Source organism: Sphaerotilus mobilis, from assembly GCF_004216565.1.
In the GTDB taxonomy this organism is placed as follows: domain Bacteria; phylum Pseudomonadota; class Gammaproteobacteria; order Burkholderiales; family Burkholderiaceae_C; genus Sphaerotilus; species Sphaerotilus mobilis.
Map to the genome: position 1 here is coordinate 103661 of NZ_SGWV01000009.1, position 14970 is coordinate 118630.

9 protein-coding genes are annotated in these 14970 nt (G+C 69.6%); 2 read left to right on the forward strand and 7 right to left on the reverse strand.

Annotated features, from left to right (window positions below; translation table 11 throughout):
- Position 1: 1 nt before the first annotated feature.
- Positions 2-1120 carry a c-type cytochrome gene (locus tag EV685_RS09720; protein WP_130481830.1) on the reverse strand — a complete coding sequence of 373 codons (1119 nt, stop codon included), beginning with the start codon at positions 1118-1120 and terminating at the stop codon, positions 2-4.
- Positions 1104-2489, reverse strand: coding sequence for a sulfite dehydrogenase (gene soxC, locus EV685_RS09725; protein WP_242615521.1), 1386 nt, complete (start codon positions 2487-2489; stop codon positions 1104-1106). The genes EV685_RS09720 and soxC overlap by 17 nt, the downstream gene beginning before the upstream one ends.
- A 337-nt stretch (positions 2490-2826) precedes the next feature.
- Between soxC and EV685_RS09730 the strand changes: the two genes are divergently transcribed.
- Both EV685_RS09730 and EV685_RS09735 read left to right on the forward strand, forming a co-directional pair.
- A complete protein-coding gene (locus tag EV685_RS09730; protein ID WP_130481832.1) occupies positions 2827-3849 on the forward strand; it encodes an SLAC1 anion channel family protein in 1023 nt (340 codons plus the stop codon).
- 118 nt (positions 3850-3967) lie between these two features.
- Positions 3968-5686: a type II secretion system protein GspD gene (locus tag EV685_RS09735; protein WP_165396764.1), complete on the forward strand. Its 1719-nt coding sequence runs from the start codon at positions 3968-3970 to the stop codon at positions 5684-5686.
- Between the two features lie 13 nt (positions 5687-5699).
- Here the strand turns inward: EV685_RS09735 and EV685_RS09740 are convergent, their stop codons facing one another.
- From EV685_RS09740 to EV685_RS09760, 5 genes are all read right to left on the reverse strand, one after another.
- The gene (locus EV685_RS09740) at positions 5700-5951 is read right to left on the reverse strand and encodes a hypothetical protein (protein WP_130481834.1); all 252 of its coding nucleotides are present in this window, start codon (positions 5949-5951) and stop codon (positions 5700-5702) included.
- Between the two features lie 99 nt (positions 5952-6050).
- Positions 6051-6704, reverse strand: a complete 654-nt coding sequence (locus tag EV685_RS09745; protein ID WP_130481835.1) for an SCO family protein — start codon at positions 6702-6704, stop codon at positions 6051-6053.
- A 64-nt stretch (positions 6705-6768) separates the two neighbouring features.
- Positions 6769-8625, reverse strand: a complete 1857-nt coding sequence (locus tag EV685_RS09750) for a c-type cytochrome (RefSeq protein WP_130481836.1) — start codon at positions 8623-8625, stop codon at positions 6769-6771.
- Between the two features lie 10 nt (positions 8626-8635).
- Positions 8636-9457, reverse strand: a complete 822-nt coding sequence (locus tag EV685_RS09755; RefSeq protein WP_130481837.1) for an FKBP-type peptidyl-prolyl cis-trans isomerase — start codon at positions 9455-9457, stop codon at positions 8636-8638.
- A gap of 153 nt (positions 9458-9610) precedes the next feature.
- The gene (locus tag EV685_RS09760; RefSeq protein ID WP_130481838.1) at positions 9611-14602 is read right to left on the reverse strand and encodes a cupredoxin domain-containing protein; all 4992 of its coding nucleotides are present in this window, start codon (positions 14600-14602) and stop codon (positions 9611-9613) included.
- Positions 14603-14970 lie beyond the last annotated feature (368 nt).

The following is a 14970-nucleotide window of genomic DNA, read 5'->3' on the forward strand; positions in this document are numbered from 1 at the left end:
TTCACTTCTTGGCGCCGGCGGCGAGCCAGGCGGCGATCTGCTGGGCCTCGGCCTCAGGCAGGGTCTGCGCGGGCATCGGGATCGCACCCCACACACCCGCTCCGCCGGAGCGGATCTTGCCGGTCAGGTAGGCCACCGCATCGGCACGCGTTCCATGCTTGGCGGCGATCTCCTTGAACGACGGGCCGACCAGTTTGCCATCGACCGCATGGCAGGCCGTGCAGGTGTGCTTCTGTGCCAGCGCCAGCACGGCGGCCGAGGCCGACGGCGCGGCCGCCTTGGCAGGCGCCGCCACAGCCGACACGGCCGTGCCGATCGCGCCGGCCGGGCGGGTGGTGTCCACACCGTGCTGCGCACCGACGATGCGGTTCTGCTCGGCCAGGTTGCCGTGTGCGTTGCGGGCGAAGTCCGGCAGGAAGGACGCGATGTTGGGCTCGGGCTCGCAGTTGCTCATGCAGGCTCGCGCCAGCACATCGGGCTTGCGGGTCGACACCTTGGCCTGACCAGGCAAGGCCTTGCCCGGCCACAAGGCATGGTCCAGCGTCATGCCGTTGCGATTGGGCATGCGCGCCTGCACCTCGGCGATGTTGGCATCCGACATCACGAAGTTGTCGGGCAAGACACCACCCAGGTTGAGCAAGAAGGCCGTGACCGCGTAGACCTCATCGGGCTTGAGCGACTTGGGCGCGTTCCACGGCATCGCGCGGTTGATGTAGTCCCACAGCGTCGAGACCGTGGCGACCTTCATCAGGGTCGTGCGACCCGGGAAGGCCGGATCGTTCAGGCGGGCCACGCGGCCGGTCTTGACGTCCTCGGCGGTCGTGCCACCAACCAGCGGGCTGAAGACCTCGTTGGCCTCACCGAACACCCCGTGGCAGCCGGCACATTTGGCCTCCCAGATGTCCTGCCCTTGCGCCACCGAACCGGAGCCCTTGGGCAGGCCCTTGAAGTCCGGGCGCACATCGATGTCCCAGGCGGCGATTTCCTTGGCCGTGGCGGGTCGACCGATGCCGGCATAGCCGGGCTCGGCCGCCAGGCTGGCCGCTGCACCGAACACCAGTCCGAGCCCGAGGGCCGCACGCCATGCCTTGCGCATCAGGCGCTCACGAGAGCTGGACATTCTTCACCTCGCCGCTTTCCTGCACCAGCCACGACTGGATCGAGTTGTTGTGATAGATCGAGCGGGTGCCACGCACCGCCCGCAGCTGCTTGTAGCTGGGCTGGACATAGCCGGTCTCGTCGGTCGCACGGCTCTGGATCACCGCCGGCCGGCCATCCCAGGACCAGTCGATGTTGAAGCGCGTCAGGCACTTGCTCTGCACCGGCCCTTCAAGCCGGGCCGGACGCCAGTTGCGGCCGCCGTCGACCGAGACGTCCACCTTGACCACCTTGCCGCGACCGGACCAGGCCAGCCCGGTGACGTTGTAGTAGCCCTTGTCGAGCAGCACCTGGCCGCCGGACGGCGTGGTGACCACGCTCTTGCATTCCTGGATGCTGCTGTACTGGCGGTGCAGACCACCGGGCATCAGGTCGATGTAGTGGATCGCCTCGTCCTTGCTGGCATAGGGCTGGTCACCGACCTCGATGCGGCGCAGGTACTTGACCCAGCTGACGCCCTGCACGCCCGGCACGACCAGGCGCAGCGGGTAGCCGTTCTCCGGCCGCAGCATCTCGCCGTTCTGGCCGTAGGCGACGAACACCTCGCCGGACTCGACCATCTCCATCGGGATGGTGCGGGTCATCGACGAGCCGTCGGCACCTTCGGCCAGCACGAAGCGTCCGCGCTTGGTGTCGACGCCGCACAGGTCCAGCAGGACCTTCAGCGGCACGCCGGTGAACTCGCTGCAGCTGAGCATGCCGTGGCTGTACTGCACCGTCGGCACGGCGACGTTGCCCCACTCCATGCCGCTGTTGGCGCCGCACTCGATGAAGTGGAAGCGCGAGACGGACGGCAGACGCATGATCTCGTCCATCGTGAAGACCTTGGGCGACTTCACCAGCGACGGGTCGCTGCCGTTGACCATCAGCCGGTGCTGGCTCGGGTCGACGTCCCACCAGCCCTGGTGATGACGCTCAAAGTGCAGGCCGCTGGGCGTGACGATGCCGAACAGCGACTGCAAGGGCGCGAACGACACCGAAGCCTGCGCGGTCTGCGTCAGGCCCGGGCTCTGGCGCCGCTGAACGTTCGACTCGTACTTCGACGGCTTGCCATAGCCGTCGGTGGCCACCGCCTGGCCCAGCCCGGTGCTGTGCGCCGGCAGGTTCAGGATGTGCGGGTCGCCGCCTTCGACGGGCAAGGGGTTGGACTGGGCCAGCGCGGCAGGCGCCGCGACCGCTGCCGCCGCCCCAGCCGCACCGGCAAACGCCTGGCGGATGAAGTCGCGTCGGCCATGGCGGGCCTCTTCAAAGACCTGGCGCACGCCTTGGCGGTCCAGGAAGTTCTCGGGCGCCTTCTGAAGGCGGCCGGTTCCGGAAGTTGGGGAGGACAAGCGGACTCCTGTTCGGGTGTCGGCGGATGGGGCGCGGAGGGTGGGTCCACTTCGCCACATCTACATATAAGCACGTACAGATATTATGGTCCGTCATTCGCCGAACATCTTGGTGAAAACACCAGGGTGACGCGGACAGCCGACGAAGGCCCATGTGCCGTCACGGACGACAGGTCGGTGTCAGCCTGTCAGTTGCTGATGCACCTGGCGCGCCAGCACGGTCAGCGCGGCGCGCACATCGACAGACCCGTGCGCGGGTTCGAGCGCCGTCGACCCTTCATATTCGCAACGACTGATATTATGAATTTCACCCGCTGACGACTGCCCTCACGCCACGATGAACACGCGCCCGAATGCCCTGCAACACCTCGCGCCCGCCTGGTTCTCGATCGTCATGGGGCTGTGTGGCCTCGGTCTGGCCTGGCTGCGCGCCGAAGCGCTGATGGGCGAACTGACCGGGCCGATCGCCGGGCTGATCGGCGTGTTGGCCTTGGCGATCTTCGGGGTTCTGGCGGTCGCCAGCATCGTGCGGCTGCGGCGTCATCCGCAAGCCTGGGCGGCAGACCGGGCCCATCCGGTGCGGCATGTCTTCATGGCCGCGATGCCGGCCGCCCTGCTCTTGCTGGCGACGCTGGCGTGGTCGCTGCTCAAGCCCACGCGCGAGGACATGCCGCTGCTGCGCGCCGTCGTCGACCTGGCCTGGTGGGCCGGCAGCATCGGCCTGTGGCTGGCGACGCTGTGGACGCTCGCCCGCTGGTGGCGCGGCAACCAGCCCGGCGGGCTGGTCTGGCCGATCTTCACGCCCGCGCTGCTGATCCCGGTGGTCGGCAACGTGATCCCGCCGCTGGCCGGCCTGGGCTTGGGGCATGGCGACTGGGCGATGGCGCAGTTCGGCCTGGGCGTGCTGTTCTGGCCGGTGCTGCTGACGCTGATGCTGGCCCGGGTGGCGACGCAGGGGCCGTGGCCGGACCGGCTGATGCCGTCCAACCTGATCCTGCTCGCCCCGCCGGCAGTGATCGGCCTGGTGCTGCTGCAGGCCGGTGCGCCGATCGCCCTGGGCTGGGCCTGCTGGGGCATCGGCCTGTTCACGCTGGTCTGGGTGCTGACGCAGGCGCAGCGCATGCTGGCCCAGCCCTTCGGCCTGCCGCACTGGGGTCTGTCCTTCCCGCTGGCCGCCTTCACGGCCCTGACGCTGACGCTGGCGCGCCCGGGTGGGCTGCTGGCGGTGGTAGGGCCGGTGCTGCTGGCGGCCACGTCGCTGCTGGTGCTGGGCCTGCTGCTGGCAACCTGGCGCGGCCTGCGCGATGGCACGCTGCTGGCGCCGGAGCCGGTGGCCAGCCTGCAGCCGGTTGGCGCGTGAGGTCCTGCGCCGTGATTTCCTGCGCCGCGACGTCGCCCGTGTGAACGTGGCGGACGGCCCGCTGCCCAGGTCGGCGCCGGACAATACTGGTTTGCCACCGCCGACCGGACCGTCGCCCTTGAAGTCTCCCGCCCGCAGCCCCCTGCCCCACCGATCGATCGGCCTTGCGCTGCTGCTCCTGCTCGGACCCGCCGGGGCGCTGGTGACGGCTCACGCGCAGGGCATGCCAGGCTCGGCCGTGCCGGTGCAGGACGGCGAGACGCTCTGGCAGACCCCGCCCGGCGCGGCGACGCTGGCGCCCGAGGTCGCGGCACGGCCGATCACGCTGCGGCTGCGCGATGTGCCGCTGCGCACCGCGCTGGAGGCGCTGGCGCAAGCGGCCGGAGTGCGCTTCCTGCCCGATCCCGAACTGAAGCTCGATGTGCGGGCAACCCTGTTCATCGAAGGCAGCTCGTTCGCCGATGCGCTGGATGTGCTGCTGACCTCGCAGCAGCTGGCCCTGCGGGCGCTGGACGGCCGCACGCTGCTGGTCTATCCCGACACCCCCGCCCGCCGCCGCCTGCACGCCGAGTTGCAGACGCGCCGCTGGTCGCTCGACCATGTCGACGCCGCCGCGATGGCCAGCACGCTCAAGACGATGCTGCGGACCTCCGCCAGCGTCACGCTGGACAAGGGCAACGCCCTGGTGCTGCGCGACACGCCCGAGGCGCTGGCGCTGGCCGAACGGCTGATCGCCGCGCACGACCGGCCGATCGATGACGTGGTTGTCGATGTGCAGCTGATCGAGGTCAGCCGCCAGCAGCTCAGCCAGCTCGGCATCGCCTGGCCCAGCCAGCTGGTGCTGGCGCCGCCCGAGGGTCTGGCCACGCTGGGCGACCTGCGTGCCAGCCGCAGCGACGGCTGGCGTTTCACGCCGCTGGTCTGGACCGCCAACCTCAAGCTGCAGGAACTGCCCGGCGAGGTGGTGGCGCAACCCAGCGTGCGGGCCCGACACAAGGAAAAGGCCACGCTGCTGGTCGGCGACAAGGTGCCGGTGATCACCAACCAGGTCACGCAGCAGGGCGGCAGCGGCGAGGTCGCAGCAGGCGGCGCAACGGGTGATGCCGGTGGCGCGGCGGGCAATGCCGGCGGCGCAGCGGGCAATGCCAACGCCAATGCCAACGCCAACACCGGCGGTGGCGGCAACCTGCTGATCACCGGCTCGGTGCAATACCTCGATGTGGGCCTGAAGCTGGAGGTCGAGCCGCAGCTGTTCGGCGACGGCGACATCGGCCTGAAGCTGGCGCTGGAGATCAGCCGCATCCGCAGCACCCTGACCACCGCATCGGGCCAGGCCTACCAGCTGGCCACGCGCCAGGCGCAGACCTCCATGCGGCTGCGCGATGGCCAGACGCAGTGGTTCGGCGGGCTGATCGACCAGCAGGACCGCGAGACGATCGCCGGCCTGCCGGGCCTGTCGCAGATGCCGGTCGCCGGGCGCCTGTTCGGCAGCCACGGCAGTGACCGCGGCCAGACCGAGCTGCTGATGGCGGTGACGCCGCGGCGCGTCAAGTCCGCCGGGGCGCCGCGCGCGTCCGCCATGGCGATCGACAGCGGCGAGGACGCCCGGCTGCGCACGCGCCCCTTGGGTCAGACCATCGACACGACAGACGGCCGGGCCATCGTGGTGGACACCACCGGCAAGGCCGGCATCGGCGCGGTCGGACGCCTGCCTGACCCGGCCACCGTCGCACCGATGGTGGGCGACATGCCGGGCCTGCCCGCGCAGATGCCGCGGCCCGAGCCGGGTCGCCGGCCCCGAGGCAGTGCGCCGCCCGAAGGCGGCGCGACGAACTGACCGGATCGACCGGTCACTGCATGCAGGTCACCAGGGCCTGCTTGAGCGCTTCGCCCTGCAGACCGCTGTCCAGCGCCGTCTTGCGGCAGGCCGAGAACTTGGCACTGCGTTCCTGCATGGCGCGGGCGGTGACGTGCGGCTTGGTCGCGCCAGAGGCGGCGGCGGCCGGCGCGGTGGCGGCGTCGGCGGCTTGCGCCAGGCCGGTGGAAACGCTGGCGACGGCCAGCAGGCCGATGGCGACGAGGTGACGGAAGGTCGTGGTCATGATGAAGTGGCTTTCTGAGTTGCTCTGGCAGGAAGGCGCCGGAAGCGCCGGTTTCGACGTGGGTCGATCAGGGAGAGGCGGTGACACGCGCCAGGCGCGTCAGACCGCCGCAGCGGACTTGCGCAGCTCGGCGACCAGCAGGTCGGGCGAGACATAGCCGTCCAGGCGGATCCATGGCTGGCCGGCTGCGACGCGGATCAGCGTCAGCGGCAGGTGGTTCATCTTGTCGCCGCGCCACGCGGCGAAGGCGCGCTGGACCGCCAGCGATTCGGCCGCGCTGCCGGTGTAGTGCGACCAGGTGCCGAAGCTCGCGAAGCGCTTGGCATAGGCCTTCAGGCGGCGTGGCGTGTCCTGCTCGGGGTCGATCGAGACCGACACCATGTTGATGCCGTCGCGCTGCGCGCCCAGTTGCTCGCGGGTCTGCATGAAGACCTGGCTGGTCACCGGGCAGATGGTGTTGCACGAGGTGTAGATGAAGTTCAGCACCACCGGCCGGCCGTCGTCGAGGGCCTGGGCCAGCGTCTGGCGCTGGCCGTCGTCGCGGGTCAGCGTGACAGCGGGCATCGGGTAGGGCGCGGTGGTGCGCTTGACGCCCGGCGCGATCTGGACGGCCACGCCGTGGCAGTTGTCATCGACCACCGGCGCGGCGGCGCGGGCCAGACGTGGCAGCGCGGCGGCGGCCAGTCCGCCCAAGGCCAGGCCCAGCAGGGCGCGGCGACGGGGCTGCGTGGCGGTGTTGAGGTCTGGGTGCATGGGGGACTCCGGTTCGAAGGATCTGGAAGGTGTTCGCGGGCGGGCGGGCGGTCTGACGGACGGCTCAGGGCACGATCCAGCCGCCGTCGGCCTCGATGTGGCTGGGGTCGGCGTGGCGCACCAGGTAGGCACCCTTGGAGGCGTGACGCTGGCCGGGCGCGAGGCTCAGGCGGGGATAGACGGTGGTGCCTTCGGCCTGCTCGATGGCGGCCACGGTGTCGACCTTGGGCGCATCGGCGCGCAGCAGCTTGCCGGGCAAGGGACGGGTGGCGATCTGGCGCTGGATGACCGGGCGCTGCGGCGTCGCGCGCGGGCCCCGGTTGACGTAGACGACGGCCGCCTCGCGGGCCTCGTCCTCGGCCTTGGCCTTCTCGCGCTGGGTCAGCATGGCCTCGGCCCGGTCGATCAGGTAGTCGCGCTGGACGTTGTCGAGCATCTCCAGCAAGGTGTCGCTGAAGGCGGTGAAGGCGAAATAGACCTCCGACTGCAGCACCTCGTCGACCTGCGGCAGGCGGGCGATCTGCAGCCACTGGTGGAACACGCTCAGGCTGGCGTCGCGCTGCGCCGGCAGCTGGTAGGGATAAGGCGACAGGCTGCGCGCCAGCCAGGCGGCGGGCAAGGCCGGCGTCTGGCCCGACAGCAGCGTGCCGGAGGTGTGCAGACGAGCCGGGCTCGCAACGGCCGGCAGTCGCTGGCCCAGGCGCTGCAGCGCGGCCGGACGCAGCCACAGCGCGACGGCATCGCGCGGACCGGCCTGCACCAGCCATTGCGCCAGCGCGGCCTCGCTGGCCGGATCGGCCGGATCGAGCGTCAGGCGCTCGACGGCCACGCCGCGCCCGATCAGCTCGTCGTCGACCATGGCGGCGACCAGGCTGGCAGCGGCGGCGCTGTCGGGTGCGAGCACCTGCAGGACACGGCTCGGGCGGGAGTCGGCGGCCAGGGCCTGCCAGTGCTGCAGCAGCACATCGGCTTCGAGCCAGAGGCCGCGGGAGTAGTAGATCGAGTAGTGGTCCGCCTCGGACTCGGGCGGCGGCGCCGGCACGCTCGGGAACCAGCACGGCAGGGCCTGCTGTTCGCAGTAGCGGTGGACCGGCGACCAGTCGCCATCGCCCAGTCCCGAGACCAGCGCGAAGACCGGCGCGGCGGCCTGGCGCTCGGCCAGCTGGGCCGGCCAGGTCGACGGCTCGCCCTGCAGTTCCCAGAACGCATGGTCCCAGTGACGCTCGGTGCGCAGCAGCATGCTGGCGGCGCTGGCCATGGAGCGCCCGCCTTGCGTGACGCTGCCGTTCTTCTGCCGCACGGCGGCGTTGACGGTGTCCTTGAAGACCTGGCGCCGGGCGGCGTCGACGCCGGGCGTGATGACGGTGGCCAGGCGCACGCGCTTGTCGGTCACGCCGGGTGCCGGGCCGGCCGACAGCGGCTTGAGGTAGGCCAGCAGCGCGCGCATCGAATCGTCGTCGATGGCGTAGCGCGGCATCAGCGCTTCCATCGTCCGGCCGCTGACATGCTGGCCGGCGCGGATGGCGCGTGCCACGCTGCGGGCGTCGTAGGCCTCGTGGCGCTGGTTGAACGCCTTCACGCCGCGGATGTTCTGCTGCACGACGGCATGGCCGTCGCGCTCGAAAAGATAGCGGCCGGTGATCGGCGGGATGACGTTGATGCCCTCCACGCCGCCCAGCCCGCTGGTGCGGTGGCACTGGATGCAGGCCACGGCCGCGCCGGACGCCGTCACGCCACCGGCCTTGATCGCCGACAGCGGCGCGCCGTTGGCGCCGATGCCTTCACGGTAGACGCGACGACCGAGCGCGACCCAGTCGGTGTCTTCGGCCGCCACGGCCGCCGGCACGACGCCGGCCAGCATCCACAGCGCCGCGCAGGCCGCCAGCAGGCGGCGCGACAGGGACAGGATCACGCGCGACATCACCGGCTCCTCAGCGCTTGGCGTCCAGCAGCTCGATGTCGAAGACGAGCGTCTCGTTCGGGCCGATGCTGCCAGGCACGCCGCGGTCGCCATAGGCCAGGTTGTGCGGGATCACGACTTCCCAGCGCGCGCCCACCGGCATCTGCTTGAGCGCCTCGCGCCAGCCGGTGATGCCGTTGACCAGGCGGATGGTGACCGGGCGGTCGTTCTCGGTGGCGTCGAACTCGGTGCCGTCGACCAGCGTGCCGCGGTACTTGACGACGACGTTGTCCATGTCGGACGGCTTGGCGCCGTGGCCGGCCTTGACCTCGCGGTACAGCACCCCGTTGGCCAGCGCCTGCACGCCGGGACGGGCGCGGAACTCGGTCTGGTAGGCGGCGCCACGCTTGAGGTTGGACTCGGTCGCTTCCTTGCGGCCGATCTTTTCCTGGCGCCGCAGTTCGACCTGCAGCGCGTTCATGGCGGCGCGGATCTCGCGGTCGCTCATCTTGACGGCCTTGCCGCCGGCCAGCGCGTCGCGCATGCCGCGCATCACGGCATCGACGTCGAGCTCGACCTTGTTCTTCTGGAAGTTGCGCACCGTCGAGACGCCGGTGGCGTAGCTGATGTCCTCGCGGGTCAGCGCCGGGTTGGCCGGGTTGGCCGTCGAGCGCATGCCGGTGGAGACATCGGAGGCGGCGGCCTGCGGAGCGGCGGCCTGAATCGGGGTCTGGGTCTGGGCTTGGGCCTGGACACTCCAGCCAAGGCTGGCACCCAGCAGGCCGACGGTGGCCAGCGTGCGCAACGTGCGCGTCAGACGCGGCGCCCGGGCTTGAAGTTGAAGTTGGCTCATGGAAGTCAGAAGGGGAAGTTGGGGTGGCGGTCAGTGTGGCGAGCCACGTCCAGCCGAAGCTGACGGGCCCGCCACCCGTGTCACCGATTGCGCATTCCGGCCGTCGAACCGGTCACACGGACCGGTTCGACGTGGCATGCGCGCCCGTGCCGATCAGGGCAGCACGATGTCCGTCGCCGGCGTCGACCAGCCACCGTTGCCGATGCTGTTCTGCGCGCGGATCTGGAACTGCGCCGGACGGCCGGCGGCGGTCTGGCCCGGCTGGACCGTGTGCACCGACTGGTTGGCGATCGTGAACGACGCGCCGGTGCTGTTGGCCGCACCACCTGCCGCACCCAGGGCGGCCGTGGTCCAAGGACCCCAGTAGCGGGCATCGGTGGTCGGGTAACGGCAAGTCAGGGCGGAGGTGTTGGCGACCGCGCACATCCGGTACTGCACCGCGTAGACCGTGTTGCTGTTGGTCGCCTCTTCGGTCCAGTCCAGGATCACCGTGTCACGGTTGCGGTTGGTGCCAGTGGTGGCCATGCGGATGGCGTTGACCGTGCCCAGGGTGGGCGTGATCGTGCCAAACGCGTTGCCAGCACCCGTGCTGCCCACCGTCACCGTCAGAGCAGCGCTCTGCGCGGAGGTCGCGGTCGGGTTGTTCAGACCACCGGAGCGCGCACGCACCGTGTACTCGTAGGTCTTGCCGAACACCGGCCAGAAGGCCGCCGTGTTGTCGGTGCCGTCGATGAAGCGACCGACCGTGCCGGTTCCCGCCGCGTTGGTGGTGTTGCGCGAACCGACCCAGATGGCCGGTGTGCCCGCCACCACGTCACGACGGTAGACGTCGAAGTTGCTTTCGCCGATCGCCGTGTCGGTCCAGTTCAGGGTGATGCGGGGACGGGCGTTCTGGATGCCCGTGACGCCCAGCGACACCAGCTTGGTCGGAGCCGGCAGCGCGTTGGCCGGCGGCGACTCGATCGAGACCTCCGAAGACGCCGAACCGTTGGCACCGACGGCGGTGACGCGGAACTTCCACACCGTGCCCATCGGCAGGACCGAGCCAGCCGGCAGCGCAAAGCTGCTGGCGTTGGCCAGGGCAGTGCCCATCGACTCCCAGGCGCCGTTGTTGACCGAACGCTCAACCAGGTACTGGTACTCGGTCTGCGCCTGGTCGGCCCAACGGATCTCGGTCACCGGCGAATTGGCCGCGACGTTGTTGCCCAGCGGGGTCGTGCCGTTGCGCACGCTCAGCGTGGTCGGCGCCAACGGCACCGCCTCGTTGGCATGGAACACGATCGGACGCATGAAGTCGTTCTCTTCGTGGCCCAGGATGTGGCAGTGCCAGACGTATTCCCAGCCGAAGTTGAACGTCTCGTTGACGATCGCCTTCGGGGTGCCCGAGTTGGGGTCGATCTGCGTGAAGCCGAACGGCGAACCCAGGGGCTGCGACGGGTCCATCGGACGGATGCTGTTGGGCACGCCGAAGCCCGGCAGCGGCGGACGCTTGGCCCGCACGGCCACGATCACGTCCTCCAGCGGGTTCATCTTGATCGTCTCCTTCCAGCCGACTTCAGCCGGCGTGGGCGGGGAGATCCAGCCGTCCCAACCCACGCGGTTGATCAGCTGCACGTTCAGCAGGTGGAAGTGGACCGGGTGGGTGTCCACGCCGTTGTGCGTGATCTTCCAGATCTGGGTCTCGCCGTCGGAGAACTCCTCGGTCGGCGGGTCGATCATCGCCAGCGGGATGGTGGTCTGCGTCAGCGCGCTGGTGAACGGGATCTCGACGGCCAGGATGGCGTTCATGCGGCCGAAGGTCGGCTCGAACAGCTCGTGGATCGCCTTGGTCTTGACCAGGTTGCTGCCGGTGGCCAGGCCATTGTTGGCGGTGTCGACCGAGGCCGTCGCCTGACGGCCGCCGGCCGGCGGCGGGGCCACGACCGGGACGGTGCCTGCAGAGTAGCCCGTGCCATGGTTGACCATCGTGATGTCGAACAGGCTGCCGGTCGCGGTGGCCGTGGCCGCCGTGCCGCCAGCGGGTGCGACGCCGCCGTTGAAGTTGATCAGCACCTGGCTGAGGTCGGTGTAGCCACCGCCGCCAGCGCTGCCGAGGTCGGTGATGACACCGGCCGCGTCACGCACGATCGGGCCGCTCGGGTCCGGTGCCAGCAGCTTGACCTCGGAGACGTGGCCCGTCGACGTGGCGCGCGCCGTCGTCGTGGCACCGCCACCCTGGAAGCTGACGGTCGGGGCCGAGGCGTAGCCACGGCCCGGCTCGGTGATGGTCACGCCGATGACGCGGCCACCCGAGACCACAGCGGTGCCGAGGGCGCGCACGCCACCCGCCGTCGGGGTCGAGAAGGACACCACGGGAGCGCTGGTGTAGCCCGCGCCGCCGTTGGTGATGGTGACCTGGTCGACCGACAGACGGGCATCGGCCACGGCGCCGGAGCCGCCACCGGCCTGGGCCACGATCGACACCAGCGGGGCGATCGTGTAGCCCGAACCACCGTCGGTGACCTGGATGTCGCTGATCTTCAGCGTCGACTGGGCGATCGCACCGGACTCGGCACCGGCATCGGCATCCGTGAAGGTGATGACCGGAGCGGTGACGTAGCCCGCGCCGATGTCGTCCACCTTGACGCTGTTGAAGCCGCCCAGGTTGGGGGTGCCCGGCACGTAGTTGAAGACCGGCTGCTTGAGCGAGCCCGTGTAGATGTCGGCGTAGTTGGCCGGGCCGGCAGCGGCGGTGGCGGCGATGCCCCACTGCTCGCCAAAGGCGACGTTGTAGGCCGCCTGACCAACGACTGGACGTTCCTGCGACAGGGCGTAGGCCTTGGGCAGTTCGGTTTCGAGAGCGGCCACCTTGACGGCGTCCAGCGTGATGTCGCCAGCGACGCTGGTGACGGCCGGGTCGTTGGCCGCGCGCACCTTGATCATCATCATGGTGCGGGTGTTCGGGCCGTGACCGACCTTGGTGTTCTCCGCACCGCCTTCGGTCGACTGGTCGCCCACGTCGGTGAAGTAGTCGTTGCGCGGGTCACCGGCAGGCACCGGAGCGCCCGAATCGTTGTAGACGATCAGGGTCTTGCCGGCGTACTGCGAGAAGTCCACCACCACGTCGGCGCGTTCGGCGTTGCCGAGGTAGAGCGCGGTCGTGTCGACGTTCAGGACCGTGATGCGGCCCTTGTCCATGTTGTAGTTGATGGGCACCGGGTCGTACTTGGCGACGGCCGGCAGCAGGCCGCCTTCGCTGGCGATCTGGTAAATCGTCGGGCCCTGCGTGGTCGGATCGGGCACGCCGCCGGCACGGTTGTCGGTGGGCCAGAGTTCCGGATAGCAACCGGCGACCGAGCGGGTCTCGCCAGCGGGGCAGACGTTGGCGGCCTGGGCGGCCGGCACCATCTTCACCTCGGTGTTGCGACCCTCGAAGGTTGCTGCGGCGGCGTCATCGGCCACGAACATGTTGACCGTGATGAAGCGGTCGTTCGAGGCGTTCAGGATCTTGAAGCGGTAGGTGGTCGGGTCGACGTCCAGCGTCGGGTAGGCCACGCCGTTGATCAGCGGGGTGTCCATCCAGGCTTCGGGCGTCGTGGTCACGTCGCCGTATTCGCCGGTGGGCAGGTCGTACATGGCGGGGAAGACCGGCCAGAACCACGGGCCCCAGTGCCAGCGGCCAACGGCGTTGAAGCCGTTGAGCTGGGCCTGGTCCTGCACCGTCTCATAGACGTGCGGGAACCACGAGTCGCTCTCCGAACCCCAGGCGCTGGCGTTCCACTTGGCGTCCTGCAGGGCGACGTCGGCCGGCACGAAGGTGCGGTCGGAGAAGACCAGCGGCAGCGTGCGCTCGGCCGGCGGCAGGACCTTCTGGAGGGTGGTGGTGCCCACGGTGCCGCCACTGACCAGGGCGTCATCGACCTCGTCGCCGAGCATGTAGACCGAGGCCATGCCCGAATACACGTTCAGGCGGGTGATGCCGATCGTGTGGTCGTGGTACCAGAGCATCCGGCCGGACTGGCCGTTCGGGAAGTAGTAGGTCATCGCGCCGGGGCCCGGATCGGGCATGTCGGGCACGTTGGCGGCGCTGGCGCCACGCAGGAAGGCCGGCAGGTACTGCGCGTCGATGTTCTGCTCGATCAGCGTGGCGGCGGTGGAGCCGGCCGGGCGCGGCAGGGACTCGCCCAGCGGGGTGATCCACTGGTGCGGGGTGCCGTCGCTGATCCACGGCGTGTCGCCGCCGTGCAGGTGGATGTTGGTACGGTTCTGGGTGAACTCGGTGAAGCCGTCCGGGCCCAGACCGGCGTGCGCGATCGACTTGTCGACCGGCAGGAACAGGTCGCCGTTGCGCTTGAGCACGACGGTCTTGCCATCGGGGCCGGTGGTGGTCTCGGCGCGGCCGGCGGGCATCAGGTTGACGAACTTGACGCGCGTCGGGGTGCCCTTGCGGGCCTGGATCACCGGGCCGTACATGTGCGGTTGCTCGACGGCCAGGGCCGGCACCATCGCGCGGCTGCCGTCGGCGTTGAAGACCAGGAAGCCCTTGGCGTCGGTGGCCTGGATCAGGATGGCGCCGCCGTCCGGATAGGTCAGCGGGAAGGACTTGCTGCCCGCGATCGCGGTGCGGCCGTTGCTGGCCTCATGGTCGATCTGGACGTAGCCACGCAGCGTGGTCGGGTTCTTCAGGTCCGAGTGCAGCTTCTGCTTGAACTCGACCACCGCGATCTCGTAGTAGTCGTCGCTGCCGGCCAGGCCGGTCTGCGGGTTGACCCACTTGGCCGGCTTGGCCACCGGCAGCGTGCGCTTGGTGACGCCGTCGGCCATGGTCTGCTCGATGCCCGGCAGGGGCAGCGGGTCGATGAACTTGCGCAGCGCGCGGCCGGTGTCGAGCGCGGTGTTGCCGGTCAGCTTGCCGTTGCTGAACAGCGTGGCGGCTTCGGCCACCGACTCCGGCGTCTGCGACTCGCGGTCGCCACGCGGGCTGTGTGCAAAGTGCGAACGCACGGCCATGTAGTTGCCATTGACGTCCTGGCTTTCGCCGAAACCGACGCCGGCATACAGCGGTGCTGCTGCCATGGCGGTCATCGCCATCAGCGTGGCACGCACGCTGGTGGAAAGAACAAAGGTTTGGGCGACCGACTTCTTCGCCTGCTTGATGTTTGCCATTGGACCCCCCGCTCGTCGCGGTTGAATGCGCCCGAAGACGCTGATAGACCGTGTATCCCCCGGATCCGGCACATACCCACCTTGGTCCGGCGTCAGGCAAAGGCATGCCCGACCGCCCCGTGGTGCGGCTTGTTCCTGATGCGGCGTGATGCCTTCTTGCTTTGGTTTTGAAGGCGTGAACGGATACTAAGGAAAACTTCCGACAACTGGCACCCCCCTGTCGACAACGTCGTCGGAGGCGCCCGCTGGGGCGGCTCGATACCCACCCTTTAAGACTTCCAAAAGAATGGGCGTGTATGCGCGCAGATATTCCGTCGCCAGCGAACCTGACGTGATCATTAAATCGGACCCCGAAAACCCCGGAACGC